This is a genomic window from Novosphingobium pentaromativorans US6-1 (genome assembly GCF_000767465.1).
GTDB classification, from domain to species: domain Bacteria; phylum Pseudomonadota; class Alphaproteobacteria; order Sphingomonadales; family Sphingomonadaceae; genus Novosphingobium; species Novosphingobium pentaromativorans.
This window is the reverse complement of the sequence record NZ_CP009291.1, coordinates 3,316,233-3,336,741: the sequence shown is the minus strand read 5'-3', so window position 1 is coordinate 3,336,741 and position 20,509 is coordinate 3,316,233. Positions and strand designations below refer to the sequence as shown.

Annotated in this window: 20 protein-coding genes, 1 tRNA gene and 1 pseudogene; 7 read left to right on the top strand and 15 right to left on the bottom strand. The window is 64.1% G+C overall.

What is annotated here, in order from left to right; translation table 11 throughout:
* Positions 1 to 26 precede the first annotated feature (26 nt).
* Positions 27 to 1,106, bottom strand: coding sequence for an acyltransferase family protein (locus tag JI59_RS15580; RefSeq protein WP_238532463.1), 1,080 nt, complete (start codon positions 1,104 to 1,106; stop codon positions 27 to 29).
* 164 nt (positions 1,107 to 1,270) lie between these two features.
* Between JI59_RS15580 and JI59_RS15575 the strand changes: the two genes are divergently transcribed.
* Entirely contained in the window at positions 1,271 to 1,786 is a 516-nt protein-coding gene (locus JI59_RS15575) for a MarR family winged helix-turn-helix transcriptional regulator (protein WP_007011718.1), read from the top strand.
* Positions 1,783 to 2,478 carry a GNAT family N-acetyltransferase gene (locus JI59_RS15570; RefSeq protein ID WP_007011719.1) on the top strand — a complete coding sequence of 232 codons (696 nt, stop codon included), beginning with the start codon at positions 1,783 to 1,785 and terminating at the stop codon, positions 2,476 to 2,478. Before JI59_RS15575 ends, JI59_RS15570 begins: the two co-directional genes overlap by 4 nt.
* A gap of 21 nt (positions 2,479 to 2,499) precedes the next feature.
* Here the strand turns inward: JI59_RS15570 and nusG are convergent, their stop codons facing one another.
* From nusG to JI59_RS15550, 4 genes are all read right to left on the bottom strand, one after another.
* On the bottom strand, positions 2,500 to 3,036 hold the full coding sequence (gene nusG, locus JI59_RS15565; RefSeq protein ID WP_007011720.1) for a transcription termination/antitermination protein NusG: 537 nt from the start codon (positions 3,034 to 3,036) through the stop codon (positions 2,500 to 2,502).
* A gap of 29 nt (positions 3,037 to 3,065) precedes the next feature.
* Positions 3,066 to 3,260, bottom strand: coding sequence for a preprotein translocase subunit SecE (gene secE, locus JI59_RS15560; RefSeq protein WP_007011721.1), 195 nt, complete (start codon positions 3,258 to 3,260; stop codon positions 3,066 to 3,068).
* 131 nt (positions 3,261 to 3,391) lie between these two features.
* Positions 3,392 to 4,903 (bottom strand): hypothetical protein, encoded by a 1,512-nt coding sequence (locus tag JI59_RS15555; protein WP_007011722.1) that lies wholly within the window; start codon positions 4,901 to 4,903, stop codon positions 3,392 to 3,394.
* Positions 4,904 to 5,126: 223 nt separating this feature from the next.
* Positions 5,127 to 5,202 (bottom strand) — tRNA-Trp (locus tag JI59_RS15550).
* A 154-nt stretch (positions 5,203 to 5,356) separates the two neighbouring features.
* Here JI59_RS15550 and aat point away from each other — a divergent pair.
* Positions 5,357 to 6,157, top strand: coding sequence for a leucyl/phenylalanyl-tRNA--protein transferase (aat, locus tag JI59_RS15545; protein ID WP_007011723.1), 801 nt, complete (start codon positions 5,357 to 5,359; stop codon positions 6,155 to 6,157).
* A 35-nt stretch (positions 6,158 to 6,192) separates the two neighbouring features.
* On the opposite strand, the pseudogene JI59_RS27700 reads toward aat, so the two are convergent.
* Together JI59_RS27700 and JI59_RS15535 are read right to left on the bottom strand one after the other, a co-directional pair.
* A pseudogene (locus tag JI59_RS27700) lies at positions 6,193 to 6,375 on the bottom strand (DUF2155 domain-containing protein); the annotation flags it as partial.
* 252 nt (positions 6,376 to 6,627) lie between these two features.
* Positions 6,628 to 7,035 (bottom strand): NADH:ubiquinone oxidoreductase subunit NDUFA12, encoded by a 408-nt coding sequence (locus tag JI59_RS15535; RefSeq protein ID WP_007011724.1) that lies wholly within the window; start codon positions 7,033 to 7,035, stop codon positions 6,628 to 6,630.
* A gap of 278 nt (positions 7,036 to 7,313) precedes the next feature.
* Here JI59_RS15535 and JI59_RS15530 point away from each other — a divergent pair, with 278 nt between their 5' ends.
* The gene (locus JI59_RS15530; RefSeq protein ID WP_007011725.1) at positions 7,314 to 7,643 is read left to right on the top strand and encodes a glycine zipper 2TM domain-containing protein; all 330 of its coding nucleotides are present in this window, start codon (positions 7,314 to 7,316) and stop codon (positions 7,641 to 7,643) included.
* A 249-nt stretch (positions 7,644 to 7,892) separates the two neighbouring features.
* Here JI59_RS15530 and JI59_RS15525 read toward each other — a convergent pair whose 3' ends face one another.
* Both JI59_RS15525 and JI59_RS15520 read right to left on the bottom strand, forming a co-directional pair.
* The gene (locus JI59_RS15525) at positions 7,893 to 8,339 is read right to left on the bottom strand and encodes a DUF192 domain-containing protein (protein ID WP_081473927.1); all 447 of its coding nucleotides are present in this window, start codon (positions 8,337 to 8,339) and stop codon (positions 7,893 to 7,895) included.
* A gap of 35 nt (positions 8,340 to 8,374) precedes the next feature.
* Positions 8,375 to 8,929 (bottom strand): regulatory protein RecX, encoded by a 555-nt coding sequence (locus JI59_RS15520; protein WP_007011727.1) that lies wholly within the window; start codon positions 8,927 to 8,929, stop codon positions 8,375 to 8,377.
* A 149-nt stretch (positions 8,930 to 9,078) separates the two neighbouring features.
* Here JI59_RS15520 and JI59_RS15515 point away from each other — a divergent pair, with 149 nt between their 5' ends.
* Positions 9,079 to 10,839 carry a fatty acyl-AMP ligase gene (locus tag JI59_RS15515; protein ID WP_007011728.1) on the top strand — a complete coding sequence of 587 codons (1,761 nt, stop codon included), beginning with the start codon at positions 9,079 to 9,081 and terminating at the stop codon, positions 10,837 to 10,839.
* A gap of 150 nt (positions 10,840 to 10,989) precedes the next feature.
* On the opposite strand, the gene JI59_RS15510 is transcribed toward JI59_RS15515, so the two are convergent.
* The 6 genes from JI59_RS15510 to JI59_RS15485 all read right to left on the bottom strand — a co-directional run bounded on the left by JI59_RS15510 (position 10,990) and on the right by JI59_RS15485 (position 18,228).
* A complete protein-coding gene (locus tag JI59_RS15510) occupies positions 10,990 to 12,594 on the bottom strand; it encodes an FAD-dependent oxidoreductase (RefSeq protein ID WP_007011730.1) in 1,605 nt (534 codons plus the stop codon).
* Positions 12,584 to 14,503 (bottom strand): asparagine synthase (glutamine-hydrolyzing), encoded by a 1,920-nt coding sequence (gene asnB, locus JI59_RS15505; protein ID WP_007011731.1) that lies wholly within the window; start codon positions 14,501 to 14,503, stop codon positions 12,584 to 12,586. The genes JI59_RS15510 and asnB overlap by 11 nt, the downstream gene beginning before the upstream one ends.
* 133 nt (positions 14,504 to 14,636) lie before the next feature.
* A complete protein-coding gene (locus JI59_RS15500; protein WP_007011732.1) occupies positions 14,637 to 15,077 on the bottom strand; it encodes a DUF2721 domain-containing protein in 441 nt (146 codons plus the stop codon).
* Positions 15,078 to 15,101: 24 nt separating this feature from the next.
* Positions 15,102 to 15,914 (bottom strand): class I mannose-6-phosphate isomerase, encoded by an 813-nt coding sequence (locus JI59_RS15495; protein ID WP_007011733.1) that lies wholly within the window; start codon positions 15,912 to 15,914, stop codon positions 15,102 to 15,104.
* A gap of 129 nt (positions 15,915 to 16,043) precedes the next feature.
* Positions 16,044 to 16,814, bottom strand: a complete 771-nt coding sequence (locus JI59_RS15490) for a TonB family protein (RefSeq protein ID WP_007011734.1) — start codon at positions 16,812 to 16,814, stop codon at positions 16,044 to 16,046.
* A gap of 16 nt (positions 16,815 to 16,830) precedes the next feature.
* Positions 16,831 to 18,228, bottom strand: a complete 1,398-nt coding sequence (locus tag JI59_RS15485) for a helix-turn-helix domain-containing protein (RefSeq protein ID WP_007011735.1) — start codon at positions 18,226 to 18,228, stop codon at positions 16,831 to 16,833.
* Positions 18,229 to 18,378: 150 nt separating this feature from the next.
* Between JI59_RS15485 and JI59_RS15480 the strand changes: the two genes are divergently transcribed.
* Entirely contained in the window at positions 18,379 to 19,971 is a 1,593-nt protein-coding gene (locus JI59_RS15480) for an isocitrate lyase (protein ID WP_007011736.1), read from the top strand.
* Positions 19,972 to 20,110: 139 nt separating this feature from the next.
* Entirely contained in the window at positions 20,111 to 20,284 is a 174-nt protein-coding gene (locus tag JI59_RS27400; RefSeq protein ID WP_162829753.1) for a hypothetical protein, read from the top strand.
* Positions 20,285 to 20,509: the final 225 nt, after the last annotated feature.

Below are 20,509 nucleotides of genomic sequence, written 5' to 3'. Positions count from 1 at the left end.
TCCAACTCCTGATTGACTGGCGGCTCTTAGCCCCGGCTCGGTAATGCCCGGGTTAAACTGACATCGCGCATGTCGATACGGCCGCGAACGAGGCGCCGGGTCGGCACTTCGGCGAGCAGATAGAGCAGTTCGGCCGCGATCAGCACGGCCAGCCCGTAAAGCAGTGTCGCGCCGACGATGAACCAGCCACTGCCTTCCTGCCTGCCCATGACCCTTACGATCAGATCAAGCATCGGGACATGCACCAAGAGAATTGCGTAGCTGCGATCGCCCAACCAGAGCAGGACGCGGCTTTCCAGCAGCGGTACCCGCAGGGCCAGGAGCAACAGGGACGGCCAAGCCAGGAGGCCAAGCGGCAGCAGCGGACTGACATTTCCCATGTCGAGCGCAATGGCGAGCACGAAGATGACCGAGAGCACGAGCGGGGAAGACTTGCGAAGCTCAACCCGCCGCCGCCAAAGGATCTGGCCAATGAAGAAGCCCAGAATGCCCCGCATCAGCAAATCCTGGCTCCACGGTCCGCCCGGCAGACCGAACGAAAGAATGAATGCCGTGCTGATGAAAATGGCAGCGATCGACACCTTGAGCAGCGTCGGCCGCCCGGCATGCAGCGCCAGACCGAAGAAGCCGCAGCAGATCGCTTCCACCGACAGGAGCCAGGCCGACGGATTGAAGGCGTATGCCGCTGGCTGCACCAGTCCCTGCAGCATGAACAGGTGGGTCAGCAACGCCGCCTCTCCGTTCTGCGCCGCGCCCCAATAAAGCACCGCGCATAGCCCCAGCATCAGCAGATGAAGCGGATAGAGCCGGGCGATCCGCCCGAATGTGAAGGATGCCAATTCATCGCGGCTGCCAAGCCCCCGCCCACCGATGTAGATATGCGCGAAGATGAAGCCGGAGATGACGAAGAACAGGTCAACGATGCTCCAGCCCCAGGTATGGAGCCAGCCGAGCACCGGTCCTGCGTGATCGAACGAGCCTGCCGTGAAGAGAGCCTGCGCCTGGTAGCCAAGGACAATGACCAGAACGGCAATGCCGCGAAGGCCGTCGAGTTGCCCCAACCGGACCACGCCCCCTCCAAACGCATCGAGCGTTTGTCGCATCATCGATTCCCCCGAATGTTCCGGCAAGGGTAGCGAGCGATTAGTTAATATCGCGCTAAGCCCGATCCAACCCGCTGAAAGTTCTCAAGATCCGCGGGCGCGGGACTTGTTTCGCAAAGGCAGGAGCGCAATTGCATGCATTTTCATAACTCGCTATATAGCATGATATGGAAATTGACGAAGCGATCGACGGCGACCTCATCGCCCAGCTAGGGTTCCTGTCACTGGGTAGCCGCTTCCGCCGCTTGGGCGAACGGTTGCAGACAGGCGTGTCCGAACTGGCGGGTCTGGAAGGCATAGCCCTCAATCCTGCGCAGTTTCCGATACTGGTGGCGCTCGAACAGGGCCCGCGGACTGTCGGCGCGCTGGCCCGGCGGCTCGATCTGAGCCAGCCCGGCATTACCCGCGGCATCGGCAAACTGGTTACGGAAGGACTGGTCGAGCCGGTCGAGAGCGACGGCGACCAACGCCTGAGTACTTTCGCGCTGAGCGCGGCAGGACAGGATCTCCTGGCCCGCATTCGAAAACGCATATTTCCACTGGTCCAGCGCGCCGTGGCGGAATTGTGCGAAGGGCCTGCGGACGACCTGCTGGGCCACCTCACCCGCCTCGACCATGCGCTGGCGAAGACCCCCTTCGAACAGCGCCTTCGTGCCATGCGCAATCAAGGGAGCGGAGCATGAGCGAGCATGTCCTCGACCGTCTCATCTGGAATGCCCTGACCGGCGATCAGGCCGGATTCGCGATCGGATCGGGCAAGGCGCGGCGCTACCGCCTGGACATCGGCCCGCTTGCTGCAACGCAGGACCGTTCGCCTGAAAGCCAGGCGGATCTCGCCGCTCTCGTCCACGAACACGGCCCGGCCTTCATCGTGGAACGGGCAGACCACGCCCCCGCAGCCATGGAGCCGGCGGGAACCCGGATCATCAAACGGCGCGAGGGAATTCAGCTCGTCTTCGCGGGCGACCGCCCCGCCCTCGACGATACCGCGATGGTCAAGCTCACCCGCGATCACTATCCGCAGATGCTGGAACTGGCCCGGCTGACCGAACCCGGCCCCTTTGCCGACAGTACCGCAGACCTCGGACAATTCTGGGGCCTGATCGAAGGCGGCTTGCTCGTCGCCATGGCCGGGCAACGCATGCGGGTTCCCGGCTTCGTCGAAGTCAGCGGTGTATGCGCCCTGCCCCAAGTACGCGGCCGCGGACTTGCCTCGCGGCTGATGCGCAAGGTTATCGCCGATATCCTGGAAGAAGGCCGCGTGCCGTTCCTGCACAGCTATGCGGACAATGAAAGCGCGCTGGCGCTTTATGGGCACCTCGGCTTTGCCGAGCGCGCCCGCGTCTGGATGACGCTGTATGACGCCGCACCCTGACAGGCGCGGCGCCGGAACAGATTACTTGCTGAGTTCGACGTGCTCGAAGTCGAGCTCGACCGGCGTGGCGCGGCCGAAGATCGACACCGAAACCTTGACGCGGTTCTTGTCGAAATCGAGTTCTTCGACGATACCGTTGAAGCTGGCGAACGGACCGTCGAGGACCTTCACCGAATCGCCGATCTCGTAATCGATACTGATCTGCTTGCGCGGCTCTGCGGCAGCGGCCTCGGCGGCACCGAAGTAGCGCGCGGCCTCGCTCTCGCTGATGGCCTGCGGCTTGCCGCTGGATCCCAGGAAGCCGGTGACCTTCGGAGTGTTCTTGACGAGGTGATAGACGTCGTCGTTGAGCGTCAGCTTGGCGAGGACGTAGCCGGGCATGGTCTTGCGCTCGACCTGCACCTTCTTGCCACGCTTCACTTCGGTGACGTTCTCGTGCGGGACCTGCACTTCCTCGACGAGCTGCGACAGCCCCATCCGCTCCGCCTCGGCCAGGATCGCTTCCTTAACCTTGTTCTCGAAGCCGGAGTAGGCGTGGATGATATACCAACGGGCCATGGTTCTCTCTTCTTCCGGTTTTCAGGCGATCACAGCAGCGACAGAAGCGAGCTGACGACCCAGCCGAACAGCGCGTCGATTCCAAGAAAGAACGTGGCGAGCAGCACCGTCATGATGCCGACGAAGATCGCCGTCGTCACAGTTTCCTGGCGCGAGGGCCAGTGAATCTTGGAGGCTTCTGCGCGCACCTGCCGGATGAATTCGCCGGGAGTGGTCTTGGCCATGTCAGTTGCTCTCGTGTCTCTTGCCTGATGCCTGAGAAAAAACTCTCATCTCTTCCGGCTAGGGGACATCGCCGCCCCGGCCGGGGCCGGGAGGGGCAAATGTTATCCGCTTGTCGGAAGGAAGATGCGACTTAGCTTCCGTCCACCGGATTTGCAAGGTCTGCCGGTATGGCAAGTCGTGCAAGGAACGAGTTGGACGTGCTGTAGAGGATCCGGGCCCCGTCCGGCAGCGCCACCGGCTTCGCCCTGCCGATGTACCACAGGTACTCTGCATGGAGTGCGGGACGGAACTTGCGCAGGTCTATCCGCTGGTTCGAGGAGTAGAGGATGCGCTGCGTCGGATCGGCAAAGCGGAAAGCGGTTTCGCGCATCGTCAGCATGTGCACGTCAGGCAAGGCGAAGTTGGAGTTTTCCATCGCGCTGCGCCGGACGACGGCATAGCTGCCGAAATGCTCGAAGGGACCGAACAGCCACTGGCTGCGCGGGATCGCCACGGCCGTCGCCACTTTCGCGCCCTCGGGCATGTAGTCGAGCGCGGCGATCATCTGGCGCGCCGTCTGCGCGTCCTGGTACCAGACCACCGACGTGATCGCGAGGCGGCTTGTGAACAGGAGACCTGAAAGCGCCAGGCCCCAGCGCGGAGCAGGCCAGTTGATGGCCAGGCACGCGACGAGCAGCGCCGTCGTGCTGAGGCGATAGTCGGCATAGTCGCCGCCGAAGATCTGCCGCGGCACCACCAGCGTCAGGCCGAAGAGGATAAGCGCCGCCCAACCCATGCGCCCGTCGATCCGGCGGGTAACGAAGGCCACGAACAGGACCAGCGCGAGCACGGCCACGCTGGTCACGTCCAATAGGTAGTCGTAGCTGCGCATCGCCTTGTAGAGGATGCCCCATTTGTAATCGAGCACACCGCCGCCGTAGGACACCTTGGAATTGGCGCCCATGCCAAGGAGCATCGGGACTAGCGGGAAGATCAGCGGCCAGGGCTTGAGGAACGGGCGCCAGTCCAGCCAGCTGCGCCGCTTGCTCCATTCGTAGCCGAAGACCATGACGCCCAGCACGCCCCAACCCGAGACATGGCAGAGCCACACGACGAAGCCGACCGGAATAAACAGCAGGCGCCGCGTCCAGGGACGCTCGTCAAGCTGGGCCCAGACCGCAAACGCGAACAGCGCAAGCGCGACCGAGAGCGAGTAGTTGAGGAACCCCATCAAGAGCGAGGGCGACCAGATCGTCGCGAAGGCCAGGATGGCGCCTACACCGACACGGCGGCGCAGCGTCCAGCTGACCGATATGATCGAAAGCCCGGTGAGGATCGGGATCAGCGCGACGATGATGCGGCCTGCCAGTTCGATCCCGAACAGCGGCGCCATCGGCACCATCAGCAGCTCCACGCCGAGATTGCCGGTCCATTCCCACTTGAACTGGAAATACTTGGTCAGGAACGGGTCGCGCCCGTGATCGACCATGATTTGGTAGCCGGCGAGATGCGAAGGATAGTCGGTCATCTGCGGCGTCCACGCCAGCAGGGCCGGCAGGGCTGCAAGGAATGACAGGAAAATGCCAAGCCAGAGCGCTTCGTCGCGTTTCAGTCCACCTGACGCGCTTGTCTCGACCGTATTGTGCCGCGCGGTTCCGTGCATCTGCGACTGAATCTTCCCCGATACGCCACCAAGAACGTGAGCCCCGGATGGACCATACGGTCCGAGTCGCAGGACGCGGCCCTCCTAATCGTCACAAGGCGATTGGCAAGCCTGCCAGCGATACAGCCGATTTCCGCTCGCCGCAAATTCCCATCGCATGAGCGCGTGGCGAATCGTCGCGCCATGAGGGGAAAGCTTCGAACTCAACGATTTTCGGGAAATTTGGCAGGAGTGGCAGGATTCGAACCCGCGGCCCTCGGTTTTGGAGACCGATGCTCTACCAACTGAGCTACACTCCTGCGGGCGCCGTGGCCTCTAGATGGAGCCGCGACGGATTACAAGAGTGTCCTTACAAGATATTCGACGCCACAACGATTTGCTAAGATCCCGCAAGGCAATACCGCCAGGAACAAGGCCTCGGAAACCACCGTGCACGCACCGCGAACCGCGAACATGATCGAGCCCGAACTGCTCATGCTCGCTTACCGCAGCGGGATTTTCCCGATGGCGGACAGCCGCGACGATCCCGAGATCTTCTGGATCGAGCCGCGCCAGCGGGCGATTCTCCCCCTCGACGGTTTCCACCTGTCGAAGTCGCTGGCACGCACGCTGCGGCGCGGCCGCTTCACTGTGACCTGCAACGAGGCCTTCTCGGACGTGATGGAAGCCTGCGCCGCCCCGCGCGCCGTGCGGGAGGATGACGACGAAGGCGGCAGCTGGATCAGCCACCGGATCCAGGACAGCTACGAGAACCTGCACTTCCTGGGCCATGCCCATTCGATCGAATGCTGGCAGGAATCGGCAGACGGCAGCGGGCGGCAACTTGTCGGGGGGCTCTACGGCGTCGGGTTCGACCGGGTGTTCTGCGGCGAATCGATGTTTTCGCGCGTGCCCGATTCGTCGAAGGTCGCCCTCGCCTGGCTCGTCGCGGCGCTACGCCGCGCGGGCGCGATCCTGCTCGATTGCCAGTTCATAACGCCGCACCTCGCCTCCCTCGGCGCGGTGGAAATGCCGCAGAAGCGCTATCTGACGCTGCTAAAAGCCGCTCAGTTCGCGCTGGAATCCGATGCGGAAGCAGTCGGGCTCGGGGGCGTCGCAAGGGCCGGACTCGGCGCGGGACTGGGCGCAGGATTGGGCTCAGGCGTGCTTTCGCTGCCGGAAGGCTTCGCCGCATTGCTTGAGGATGCAGCCGAAGCGGGACTGGCGTCCTGCCCCGGGAAGCTCATCGCGCAGGACTTGACCCAGACATCGTAAACCGGGTGCTCGACCACGTTGAGGCCCGGCGAATTCTTGAACAGCCAGCCCGAGAACACCTTTTGCCAGGCCAGCTTTTCCTTCGAGGTCCTGCGGTCTTCCACGAAGACCTGGACGAAGGCGCCCTCTTCCTGCGGCTTTTCCCAGGGCAGCGTCTTTTCGCAGGTCGCGACCTTGACCACGAGGTTACCGATGCGCCGGGTTTCGCCCGGCTTCATCTCGAGATCCTGGGTCAGGTTATTGCGCTTGTTAAGCACGCCAAGAGTGACGACACGATCCTTGTTGGGCGTACCGATCCGCTGGCCCTGAACGGCCTGGGCAGGGCCTGCCTGCATGCCGGCCAGCGCCTCGGGGACGCTGGTGTCTTCGGCTTCTGGTTCAGGTTCGCCCCCGCACCCGGCAAGAGCCAGAAGGCAGGCAGTCAACGCCAGCGCGGAGATTCGTGAGCCGCGGGCCCGCATCACTAGGCTTCAGGCGTCCGGCGACCAGGCTTCATAATCGCCGGTGGCAGCCGCACGCCTGCCGCCACGCTCCAGCGCGCCTTGCGGGAGGTAGGCCTGCGCCGTGCCGGTGGCGTTCGGCGTATAGTCGACTTCCCAGATCCGCGGCGGCGGCAGGTGGCTTTCGGGGACACCGTCATAGGAATGATGCAGCCAGCCATGCCATTCGGCCGGAACGCGGCTTGCATCGTTGGCGCCGGCGTAGATGACCCAGCGGCGCTCATAGCCTTCGGTGGTCTTCGTCTTGTCGCCCTTCGAGCGATAGTACTTGTTGCCCTGCGCGTCGGTTCCGACGTGCTCGCCATGACGCGAGCTCCAGAGCGAGGTTCCGATGGTCGCACCATCCCACCAGGTGAAGATCTTCGACAGGATTCCCATGAGCCGCGCGTTAGCGCCCTTCGCCCGCGATGCCAAGCACGTTGAAGCGCTTTGCCCACCGGGCAGCGAGAAAATTCGCGGCCAGGCGAGGACATAAGAGCCGGATCGACGGACCCAGCGTCCTGCATGGCTGCGCCCTCCTCCCGCTTCACCGCAGCGCGACCACCTCTCGCCGCTGATTTTCCGACATTTGCAGCCGTTCATCTGGCGTTGTGGATCGTGACACGATGGAGCGCGTTCCATTCGCGAAACACGCAGAGCAACGAAGGTGATCCACCATGCGTAAAGCCATCATCGCCGCCACCATGGCGGCTCTCACTGTCCCCACCGCCGTCGTGACCGCGACCCCGGCCCTCGCGAAGCAGCGGCATTATCACAGGACCGACAACGGCATCCGCTACTGGCGGGGCGATAATGGCCGCTACTATTGCAAGAAGTCGGACGGAACGACCGGACTGCTCATCGGCGGCGTTGCCGGTGCCCTCATCGGACGCGCCATCGATGGCGGCCGCGACAAGACGGTCGGCACGATCGTCGGCGCTGGCGCGGGCGCCCTCCTCGGCCGCGAGATCGACCGAAATTCGAGCCGCCCTGCCCGCTGCCGCTAAGACCTGATCCGCACGGCTTTCATCCAAGATACAAACAAAAGGCGCCCCGACCGATAGGCCGGGGCGCCTTTTGTTTGTCCGCGATCATCGGCAGCACGTCATCGCCAGCCGCAGAATTGCCGTGGTAATTGATGCAGACTTTCGCGGCTTCATCAGCCAGCCTGAGCGCAACGTCGGGATCGCATGTCATGAGACGGGCCGGGTTTTGGCACCTCGCCTATTGCGCAAAAGTTGCGAAGTCGCGCCGCTTCACCACTCCACCTTGTCGCCCGGCTTGATACCCAACTCGGCCGCCCGGCCGCCATTCAGCTCGAGCACGCCGCTTGCCATGCCGGCAGCCGGCAGCGGCGTTTCGTCGTAGGGCACGGCGTTGGCCGCTATGTTGAGAATGCGGTGATCGGTACCGATGAAGATGATGTCGAGCGGGATGACCGTGTTGCGCATCCAGAAGGCAGGCCGGCGCGGCGGGTCTTCGGGGAAGATCATCCCTTCGTCCGGGCCCATCTCGGTTCGGAACATGAGGCCCTTGGCCTGCTCTTCCTCGGTCTTCGCCACTTCGACGCTGAACTTGTGGACCTTGCCCTGCGACTTGACGATCAGCGGCACCACTTCGAGCCCCGAAATCGGATGAACAAGAGGCGCGGTCGGCTTGGCGACGGCCTCCTGTCCGCCCTGGGAACACCCCCCGACGATCATCAGGAACGTGGCGGCAGCGGCAGTGAAAGCTTTGTTCAGGCGCAAGAATCTTCTCCGGAAACCGACTCGACCCAGTCTTCGACCGCGTCGGGATCGTCGGCATCAACGATCTGCCGGGCGATGTCGAGCCTGTGTCCGGCCCGCATCATCGCGGCAATCTGCTTTTCCCGCTTCGCCATGTCCGGAACCTGAATGGCAAACGGCCCGAAACGCCTGCGCCGTGCCAGTACCAGCGCGGCCCGGCGCTGCTCCAGCTCACCCGGCCGAATGTCCTGGGCGATATCGTGATCCACTCCGGCGACCTGCAGCGCCTCGCCCACGCGCCGCGCGCCGTAGCCCCGGCGCAGCAGACTGCCTGCCTTCATGCGCGCCCAGCTTGCATCGTCGACAAAGCCGCGCTGCGCGTATCGACCGACCAGGTCATCGAGTTCGGGAGCGCCATCGTCTTCCCACCCCCGCTCGCGCAGCTTGCGCTGAAGATAACTGCGCAGTTTTGCTTGCGTCGTTGCAAAGCGCGCGACATAGGCCAGCGCCAATTCCTCGAGGCGGGCTTTCGTCAACGGTTGTGGATTGCGACGCTTGGAGGACATGTTGCCCTATTCGTGCCACAGTCGGCTCAGAATGGGGAGAGCGCGCGGAATTTGGTCGTTGAAGGCAGCTATCTAAGGTTCAGGTTAAACCGGCTAGAAGCTCCCAGTTCCGCGAGAAAAACGGTATAACAACAACGGGTTATGAAGATATGAGCGACACCATCTCCGTGGTGCCGAATGCGGCTAAGGACCTTGTCCGCACTCCCAATGAGGACGCGCTTCCCCGTCGATTTGCCGACTTCGACACCTTTTGTGATGCATTGGATTATGCCGCGCAAGGTTCGCGCGGCTTCAATTTCCACGATCCGCGCGGCACACTGACGCGCGTCTATCCCTTCAGCGAACTGCGCGAAGATGCACTGGCGGTGGCCTATGCGCTGGTGGCGCGCGGCGTGAAGCCGGGTGACCGCATTGCCCTGATTGCCGAGACCGGCACCGATTTCGCGGCCCTGTTCTGCGCCACGGTCTATGCTGGCGCGTGGCCGGTGCCGCTGCCCCTGCCCACCAGCTTCGGCGGCAAGGACAACTACATCGAGCAACTTGCCGTCCAGCTTTCCAGTTCGGACCCGGCCATGCTGATCGGTCCGGACGAAATCGCGCACCTGACCTCTGCCGCGGCAGAGCGGCAGGGCTGCGGCCATGCAACGTGGTCCGAATTCGCGGCGAAGGACGCGCCCGAAGTCGAACTGCCAAAGGCACTGCCCGACGATATCTGCTACCTGCAGTACTCCAGCGGCTCTACCCGTTTCCCGCACGGCGTTGCCGTCACCCACCGTTCGCTGATGTCGAACCTCGCCGCACACAGTCACGGCATGCAGCTTACCGAGACCGACCGCTGCATTTCCTGGCTGCCCTGGTACCATGACATGGGCCTCGTCGGCTGCTTCCTCTCGCTGATCGCGAATCAGGTCTCGGGCGATTACCTCAAGACCGAGGACTTCGCCCGCCGCCCGCTGGCATGGCTGGACCTCATCACCCGCAACCGGGGCACCTCGATCTCGTACTCGCCGACGTTCGGCTACGACATCTGCGCCCGCCGCATTTCCAGCCAGAGCCCGGTGTCGGACCGATTCGACCTGTCGCGCTGGCGCCTTGCCGGCAACGGCGCGGACATGATCCGTCCCGACGTCATGCAGAACTTCGTCAACGCCTTCGCCGATGCGGGCTTCAAGGCTTCCGCGTTCCTGCCCAGCTATGGCCTTGCCGAGGCGACGCTGGCCGTCACCATCATGCCCCCGGGCGAAGGCATCCGCGTCGAGCTGGTCGAGGAAGAACGCCTTTCGGGCTCCCCGCGCGACCTCAGCCGCCCGGCCCGCTACCGCGCCATCGTCAATTGCGGCAAGCCCGTGCTCGACATGGAAGTCGTGATCCGCGGCGAAAACGGCCAGACCCTGGGCGATCACAAGATCGGCAAGGTCTGGTGCCGCGGTACCAGCGTGATGCATTCCTACTTCCGCGATCCGGAAGCGACCGAGGCATGCCTCGTCGACGGATGGCTGGACACCGGCGACATGGGCTACATGACCGAGGGCTACCTCTTCATCGTCGGCCGCGCCAAGGACATGATCATCATCAACGGCAAGAACCACTGGCCGCAGGACATCGAGTGGGCCGTCGAGCAGTTGCCCGGCTTCAACCACGGCGACATCGCCGCCTTCTCTGTCGAGATGGAGAACGGCGAGGAAGCCCCGGCCGTGCTGGTCCACTGCCGCGTGTCCGATCCGGTCAAGCGGCTGGAGCTGCACGAGATGATCCGCGACAAGGTCCGCTCGATCACCGGCATGAACTGCGTGGTGGAACTGGTTCCGCCCAAGAGCCTGCCGCGTACCAGCTCGGGCAAGCTCAGCCGCGCCAAGGCCAAGAAACTTTACCTGTCGGGCGAAATCGAGCCGTTCAGGCTGGCGGCCTGATCCGCCGCGCCGACAGGCCATCCAGGACCCAGCAGCCCGGAGCCGCGTCAAGCCGCTCCGGGCTATTGCCGTTTCAGGGCCATTGCGCCTGTTCCGGAGGGCTCAACCAACAATTTGACAATCCACGGTCCGCCCGGGGACGGCCAGCAGTCACCTTGCCCGTAGCTGTCCGTCGAGCCGCTCCGCCAGCCTGAGCGCCAGCGCCACCAGGGTAAAGGTCGGATTGGCCCAGCCCGCCGTTGCGAAGACCGAGCTGCCCGCAAGGTGCAGGTTCGCCACGCCGTGAACCTTGCAGTGGGCATCGACGACGCCGCTCGCCGGATCGTCGCTCATGCGCGTGCCGCCCATGTGGTGATAGCCGGCGATGGGGTGGTTGCCGACGGTGGGATCGACCGGCCAGTCGTTGCCTGCCTCGCTGATCCACTCGCTCGGCGTCACCGAGCCCCGGCCCATGCGCTCAAGCTCCTCACCGAAGACACGGGCGAACACGCGCGCCGTGTGCTTGTCGAGCGGATCGAGCTGCCAGTTGAGGTCGGCCTGCCGTTCCCCCAGGGCATTGCGGGTCTGCGACAGGACGATGCGGCTGTCCGGATTGGGCGCCTGCTCGCCGCGAACGATCATGTAGAGACCGGTCATGCCGGTATTGGCCATGGCCGCCTCGACCCGCTCGCGCACGACGCGGTGGAACCATGCCCGCAGCCCCCGGTAGATATGATCGAGCTTGCGCCCGGTGCGGTCCGGATTGAGCGAGTGCTTGATCGTGCCGTAGAGCTTGTTGCCCAGCGCCACGCCCTTTTCCGGCGGGCGCTGCAACTTGAAGGTGACGATCGAGTTCATCGCACCTTCGGCTTCCTGCAGGCCGTCGGCCAGACGCAGCACCGGGGCCAGCGGCGGACCGGACTTCATGAAGCGCTTCTGGTAGGCGGCCCAGAGATCGAAGGGCCTGTCGGTTTCGACCTTCCCGATGCGCCCCGTCGGATGCTCCATGAAGAAGCGGCCGAGCTGGTCGCGGCCATTGCCGATACCGCCGGCGCAGACGTCGTCCGAGGCCAGCATGAGCCGCACGTTCTCGATCGCACCGCAGGCCAGCACATAGTGCTTCGCCTTGAGCCTGGCCGACTGCCCGCCCAATGTGCGCACTTCGACATGCTCGATCTCGGCCCCGTTCGCGCTGGCCTGCAGGTTCACGACATTGGCGTGGAGCAGGATCGTCAGGTTCGGCGCGTCGATCAGGTCCCTTGCGCGGCCCTGTGCAAAGCGTTCGGTCGCCTCGTCGAAGCGCCACAGGTCAGTCGCCAGCTTCTCGGGGCTGAAACCCTGGTCGGGAATGCCGCAGAGCCGGTACGCGTCATCCCATTCGAACGGGCCGATCTCGAAGATGTCCTGCGCCTGACGGTAATACGGCATGACGTCATCGCGGCTGATCGGCCAGCCCGAGTGCGGAACCCACGAACGCTTGGCGAAGTCGATTTCGTCGAGCAACGCGCATCGGCCCCCCCAGATCGATACCGTCCCGCCGAAGAAACGCAGGCGCGATTCTTCCAGGTCGTAGTACTCGTGGCCGATGTTCTCGCCCTTGTAGAGGGCCTGCGTCTTCTCCTCGAAGTCCATGCCGCCGCTTTCGGCCAGGCACACCTGATGACCCGCCCGCATCAGTTCGCGCGCGATGGTCACGCCGGCGGCGCCGGCGCCGATCACGCAGACGTCGAACTGGCGGTCGGCGGCTTCGGGGTTCTTGGCAAGGTCAACGAGCATCGAAAGTCTGGTCCCACCAGCAGGAGAACATGGCGATCGCGTAGAGGATGCGACCGTGATTGGCGAGGCCCGCGGCATGCTCGGCAAACAGCTTCTCGACCGCGTCCTGCCGCAAGTAGCCGCTGCGCGAGGCCCCGCTCGAGATCCAGGCCTCCTGCGCGAAGCTGGCGAAGCCGCCGCTGAACCACTCGGCGAAAGGCAGCTGGAAACCCAGCTTGCGTTCATCGAGCGCACCCGGGAACAGCCAGGGTTCCGCTGCTTTTCTAAGGGCATACTTGCCGACCTTGCCGCGCAGCTTCATGTGGCGCGGCATCGTCAGCGCCCAGTCGACCAGCTTGTGGCTGAGGAACGGCACGCGCGCCTCGAGCGAATGGGCCATCGATCCGCGATCCGTGCGGTTGAGCAGCGAGGACGGCATGTGGACGGTCAGATCCGCCAGCATGAACTGCGCCAGAGGATCGAGATCGCGCGCGCCGGGCCAGCCGAAATACTCGCGCTCAAGGTCGGCAAAGGGATGATCGCTTTCCTGCCGCGCGTAAAAGCCCTCTTCGTAAAGGTCCTCGCGCACCCACGGGGTAGATATCTGCGTGCCCTGGAAGAAGCGCTGATAATTGCTTTCCAGCATGGCCGACTGCCGGAACCGGCGCGCGTTCTGCCGTAGGTAGTTGAGCCGCTTGCCTCCCATGCCCGGCACATTGTCCACCGCCGCCAGGACCGGCTCGAGCATGCGCAGAAAAGGTGCCGTGCGCGCGGCGGCAAGGGCAGTGCGCTGGCGCTTGTAACCGGCGAAGATCTCATCCGATCCTTCCCCGCACAGCACGACCTTCACATGTTCGGCCGCCAGTTTCGAAAGATGCCAGACCGGAACCGCCGCCGTCGCCGCGCAGGGTTCGTCGTGGCTGCGCTGCACTTCCGGCAGCATGACGCCGGCATCCTGCGGTTCGAGCGGCAAGGTGATGTGCTCGCAGCCCAGGTGCCTGGCGATGCGTCCTGCCGCCTCGGTCTCGTCGATCGAGGTGCCGGGAAAGCCCATGGTGAAGGCCTTGACCGGGGCCGTTGCATGGCGGGCCATCGCCGCGACGATTGCACTGGAATCGACCCCTCCTGACAGAAATGCCCCGACCGTGACGTCGGCTAGCATGTGCCGCTTCGTGGTCTCGGAAACCCAGCGCTGCGTTTCCTCGATCCACTCCGCGTCGGAAAGTCCCGCGCGCTCGCTGAACTGCGGGCGCCAGAACTGACGAATCTCGGGATCGCCCTCCGAAGCGATGTGCAGGACATGGCCGGGCGGCAGCGTCTTGACCTCGCGCCAGATCGAGCGCGGCTTCTGGACGTGCCCGAACATGAAGAAGTCATGGACGCCGCGCTCATCGATCGAGAAATCAAGCGAGCCGCCGTCAGGGGAGGTCATCGCCCGCAGCGTGCGGATCTCCGAACCGAAGGCAATGCCCCCCTGTTGCAGGGTGTAGTAGACCGGCTTGATACCCAGAGGATCGCGGGCAAGGACGAGGCGGCGTTCCCTGGCGTCCCAGATGGCCAGACCATACATGCCTTCCAGCATCGGCCAGACATCGTCGCCCCAACGCACGTAGGCGGCCAGCACCGTCTCGGTGTCGCTATGCGTCGAGAAGGTCCAGCCCCAGGCCTCCAGCTCGTCGCGCAACTCCGGGAAGTTATAGACCTCACCGTTGAAGACGATGGCCCAGCGCCCGTCTGCCGAATAGATCGGCTGATGCCCGCCTTCGAGATCGACAATGGAAAGGCGGCGGTGTCCGAGGCCGATGTCGCCGTCGAGGTGGATGCCCCAGTCGTCAGGGCCGCGATGGACGATCGTATTGCAGGCCCGCACGATCGCATCGCGCGGCACCGGCCTGCCGCCGCGCCTGTACCAGCCGGTAATACCGCACATTTGCGCCCTGCCTATACCGCCAATCCTCTCACAGCCGCGTTACAGCGGGTGGCCCCTCAGGGAAAGGCCCCCGCGCATCGCAGGCTTTCGGATCGTGGAAAAGGCCCTGCCCCCACTGACCGGAAATGCAGGCTCAGATCTCGCGGTCGAGTTCCAGGTAATCGCGCGGGATGCGCAGCGCCTCGGCTGCAACCTGCGTCTCGCGCAGGAACAGGATCAGCGCGTAGAGCAGAAGTACCACCGATACCAGAAAGGTCACTGCAGCAAGGACATGCAGGTCGAAGCTCGCAAGCCCTTCGAGAAACAGGACGGCTACCGTCGAACCGATGGCAAGGCCCGAGAGCACCATGATGCGGATGGCCTGGGTGATGATCGTGATGCGCTTGTCGATGACGCGGATTTCCCGGACCACCAAGTCGTGCTCGGTGCCCTCGGTGTTCTCGTGCATCGTCTGCAGGATGCGCGCCCGGTCGACGACCCGGCCGAGCCGGGTCGAAAGGATGCTGAGGATATTGCCGATGGCAACGAGGACGAAGACCGGCGTCAATGCCAACTGGATGGTTTGGACGATCATGCCCGTACTTATTGCATCGAGACGTCAGTCTGCACAGCCGCGTGCAAGAAGACAGACGCTATCCTGTGCAAATCCGATAGCATCGAAAGTGGGCGCAAGCGCGCATTCGCCCGGCGATACGGGCTGGCCCGAAACCGTGACCGTGCCTTCACGCGGGATGACCAGCAAGGCGCCGGGATAGCGATCCGCCATGGCGTCATCGGGCCGGCCTGCGACTTGATCGAGCAGGAACAGCGGCCCGTCGACAAGCACCTGCGACCTGTCGGGAGCGACCTTGCGGCTCCACTTCATCGCGTAGGGTTCGCCGCGCGCAACAGCCATGCCCTCTTCCAGGTGGAGTTCACGCGGCCGGCCGTAATCGAACAGACGATAGGTAATGTCGCTGTTCTGCTGCACCTCGATCAGGCTGACCCCCGCGCCGATGGCATGAACCGTATTCGCGGGAATGTAGAAGAAATCGCCCGGCGCAACCTCATGCCAGACCATCAGGTCCTCGATAGAGCCGTCCAGCGCGGCTGTGCGCAGTTCGTCCTCGCTCAGGTCTTCATGAAAGCCGATGCCAAGGGTCGCGCCCGGCTCCGTGGCCAGGATCAGCCAGCACTCTTCCTTGCCCTGCCGACCGATCCCTTTCGCGAGAGTCTGCGCATCGTTCGGGTGGACCTGCACGGAGAGCTTCTCGCTGGTGAAGATGTACTTGACCAGAAGTGCGGGCAATTCGGCGGGCGGCTCGAACCAGATTTCGCCGATGCGCTGGCCGTCCGGCGCAATGAACGGTGCGGGAAGTTCGTCCCGACCCCAGGGCTTTTCCACCTGTCGGATCGGCAAAGTCCCGCTCATGCCTGCGCTCCACGGTTCGGGGTAGCAAAGCTGCCTCCGCACACGCGCAAACCGCCTTCGAGGATCGAGATAACTCCTACGGACATAAAATTGAACCTAGGCCATTTTTGTGGAAAAGAACGTGGAAATTCAGGAGGTACGTCCGAATTCCCGCAGGGTTACACCAGAGTCGCGATAAAACCAACGCTGCCTCCAGCCATAGACGGACTCGACCGGACGCCCGGAGGCATCCTGTGCCGGGCGAAAGCGAAAGCGCTCGGCCGCTAGGCGGCAGGTAATCTGGCCTGCGCTCGGGTCCGGGCTCTGCTTGACCACACGGCAGCCCTTCACCCGGCCGTCGGTGCCGACCGTCAGGGCAACGATGACTTCGCTGCCGATGCGCAGATCGCGGCTGCCGCGCGGGTAATCTTTGGCTGAGTTGATATCGCCCCTGATCTTGACCGGCGGGGTGACGGCGCCGCCCCCCTGACCCGACCCGCCGTTACCCGAGCCGGTCCCGTGCCCTTCGCCCGACGCGCCCGTGCCCTCGCCTTCGTTGCGGGCGCCCGAGGCGTTTTCGTCGCCTTTGCCCGCCACGGGCGGCGCCTGTGTCGGCTTGATCGCAATGGGGGCCTTGGGGGCCGCCGTTTCGCGCGGCCTGGCTTTCTTGCCCGGCGGCGCAGCAGCGCCTTCCTCTTCGGGCGGAACAGGTTCGGGAGGCGGCGTCTCGGTCGGCTCAGGCGCCGGCGCCGGCTTGACCGTCACCGTGAATGCCTGGGTCATGCCGTCCAACACGCTGGCCGCGAACTGCGGCGTGAAGGCGCGAACGAGCGCGGCAATCGCCACGAGGTGCAGGAGGGCGACGATGGCGACAACGCCCAGCCGCGTCTTGCGCTCCGGCTTGAGATCGGCCTTGCTCATCCTCGCCCTTTTAGCCTCAGCTTTCGGCGAAGGAATAGGGCTGCGCCGCGCGGCGATAATCGTCGGCCAGGATGTCCCTGCCAATGGGCGGAACCGCCCGCGCCACGCATTCGGCGCGGTGGCACAGGCGGCAGGTCACGCCTATGGGCGTACCGGGCGCCTCATTCGGTTCGACGCCGGCAGCATAAACGAGCCGTCCAGCCTCTTCCGCAGCGCACGCCAGCGCAACTGCGCGCATGACCTGCGGACGGCCGTAGCGCCCCCTGCCCGATGTGACCGTGCGCGCGATCGAGAAGAAGCGCTGGCCGTCGGGTAGCTCCAGCCACTGGGTCTGGATCTCGCCCGGACGCCGGAAAACCTGGTGCACGTTCCACAAGGGGCACCCGCCCCCATGCGCTGCGAAGGGAAAGCCCGCTCCATCGAGCCGCTTGGAGACATTGCCCGCTTCATCGACGCGAATGAAGAAGAACGGCACCCGTTCCTCTCCGGGCCGGTGCATGGTGGTGAGGCGGTGCGCCACCTGCTCGAAGCTGGCGCCGAACAGGCCGCCGAGCGCCGCAATGTCGTACTTGCGCGCTTCCGCCGCCCGCGCGAACTTGCGGTAGGGCATGACCATCGCCGCCGCGCCATATCCAGCCAGCGCCCGGCGCACGAGCGTCGCCGTCGTGTTGCTGGCGAATTCCTGCTCTCGCACGAGCTGCATGATCGTGCTGCGCATGGCCGTATGCGCGATGTGGGTGGCCAGCTGGAAGGTCCGGCTCGCCGCGTCGAGCGAATCGTCGATCAGCAATTGCTGGTTGTGGCGGTCGAAGCGGCGCATCGCATCCATCAGCACGTCGGATGGCATGAAACGCACGCGTACACCCTTGGTGCCGAGCCACTTTTCCATCCCGCCTGCCTTGTCGATCTCCGCGGCAAGCTCTTCGGCCTGGGTGTCGAGCCCATGATAGTAATTGCGCGAATGGGCGAAGAAGCGCTGCGCCTCGCGCACCGGATCGCTGTCCTGCCGGCCCGGTCCTGCATCGCGCTGCTCGGCCAGGGCCTGCTGCTCGCGCGTGTAGGCGCTGTGAAGCCGCAGAAGGGCTTCGGCCACGCCCGGAAAGCTCATCGCCAGGTCCGACACCTCGAGCGGCGGCAAGTCTATGTCGTCGAACACCGGATCGCGCAGCACATCGCCCAGCCGCCGGGCATAGTCGGCGCCGTCCTCGCTTGCGAGATCGCCGATCTCCAGCCGATATGTACGTGCCAGGCGCAGCAACATGTCCGCCGTGACCGGTCGCTGGTTGCGCTCGAGCAGCGCGACATAGCTGGGCGAAATCTCCAGATCGTCGGCCATCGCCTGCTGTGTCAAACCCAGCTCGCGGCGCAGGCGGCGCAGCCTTGGACCAAGGTATAAGGGACGGTTTTCAGCCATATCCGAAAGTATTGTCAGACCTGCACAACTTTACAATGAAAATCTGTAAAGTTTGACAACGACACTTCGCGGGCCGTTTCCCGCGGCGCAATTCCTGCCTAGCTCAGAGCCATCGAACGGCAACACCAGTGCTTACGGGAAAAGCGAATCATGACCTACCAGCAGAAGATCATCGAGGCGGGCCGCACCATCGGCACCGAACCCAACTGGACCGGGATCGAGCCCGAATCGGTTGCGCGCATGAGCCTGCAGAACCGCTTCAACACCGGCCTCGACATCGCCCGCTACACCGCGCGCATCATGCGCGAGGACATGGCCGCCTATGACGCAGATCCCGCGAACTACACCCAGTCGCTGGGCTGCTGGCACGGCTTCATCGGTCAGCAGAAGATGATTTCCATCAAGAAGCACTTCGGCTCGACCAAGCGCCGCTACCTCTATCTTTCGGGCTGGATGGTTGCCGCCCTGCGCAGCGAGTTCGGCCCGCTGCCCGACCAGTCGATGCACGAGAAGACTTCCGTCCCGGCCCTCATCGAGGAACTCTACACCTTCCTCAAGCAGGCCGACGCACGCGAACTGGGCATGATGTTCCGCGAACTCGACAAGGCCCGAGACGCCGGCGACGAAATGGAAGCCAGGCGCCTCGAAGCCGCGATCGACAACTACGAAACGCACGTCGTTCCGATCATCGCCGACATCGATGCCGGCTTCGGCAATGCTGAGGCCACGTACCTCCTCGCCAAGAAGTTCATCGAGGCGGGCGCCTGCTGCATCCAGATCGAAAACCAGGTCTCGGACGAAAAGCAGTGCGGCCACCAGGACGGCAAGGTCACGGTTCCGCACGAGGACTTCATCGCGAAGATCCGCGCGGTTCGCTACGCCTTCATGGAATTGGGCGTTGACGACGGCGTCATCGTTGCCCGCACCGACTCGCTCGGCGCCGGACTGACCAAGCAGATCGCCTTCGTTCGCGAAGCCGGCGATATCGGCGACCAGTACAACGCGTTCCTCGATTGCGAGGAAGTCGATGCCGCGAAGCTCGGCCACGGCGATGTCCTGATCAGCCGCGACGGCAAGTTGATGCGCCCCAAGCGCCTGGCGAGCAACCTCTATCAGTTCCGTCCCGGAACCGGCGAGGACCGCTGCGTGCTCGACTGCATCCAGTCGCTGCAGAACGGTGCCGACCTGCTCTGGATCGAGACCGAGAAGCCCCACATCGGCCAGATCGGCGGCATGGTCTCGCGCATCCGCGAAGTCATTCCGAATGCCAAGCTGGTCTACAACAATTCACCGAGCTTCAACTGGACGCTGAACTTCCGCCAGCAGGTCTTCGACGCCTGGAGCGCGGCAGGACGCGACGTCTCGGCCTATGACCGGGCGAAGCTGATGAGCGTCGACTACGACGGCACCGATCTGGCGGCAGAGGCCGACGAGCGCATCCGCACCTTCCAGAAGGACGCGGCGCGCGAGGCGGGCATCTTCCACCACCTGATCACCCTGCCGACGTACCACACCGCGGCCCTGTCGACCGACAACCTGGCCAAGGAATACTTCGGCGAGGCGGGCATGCTCGGTTACGTCAAGAGCGTGCAGCGCCAGGAAATCCGCCAGGGCATCGCCTGCGTCAAGCACCAGAACATGGCCGGCTCTGACATCGGCGACGACCACAAGGAATACTTCGCCGGTGAAGCGGCCCTCAAGGCCGGCGGCGAGCACAACACGATGAATCAGTTCGCCGCCTGAGGCGAACGTCCCGATCTCCCTTGTGGCCGGAGAAACCCCCTTCCCGGTCACAAGGGACCCAGGTTCGCTGCACAGGGCAGTGAAACAACGAGTTCGCGGGCCGATCCGCACCCACGAGCGATATGAAAGGAGTACAGTGATGACTACTACCACCACTTGCGAACCGGCTCGCTCGCGCGCCGTGCTTTCGACCCAGGACTTCCAGCTGCTTCAGGAAGCGGTCCTGTTCTACCTTCAGGCACATGAGGACGATCCGATCTCCTCGAAGTACTCGAACCTCTATCACCGTCTGAGCAGCGCAGCCCGCCGCTGAGCCACAGCAAAGGTGCGGCGCGCGCAAGCGCCGACCGAATCACCGTTATGTTTTCCTGGGGAGGAAAGCTTGGCCCGTCGCCTTTTGCGCGACGGGCCATTTCTTTTTGCCTTGAGGAACTTGCGCGGATTTGACGCGGCAATTACTCGAATCCGGCACAATTGCGCGGCAAGACTGCGGACCGGGCCGACGAAATCCTGCCTTCCTCTTGTTATGATGAGAAAA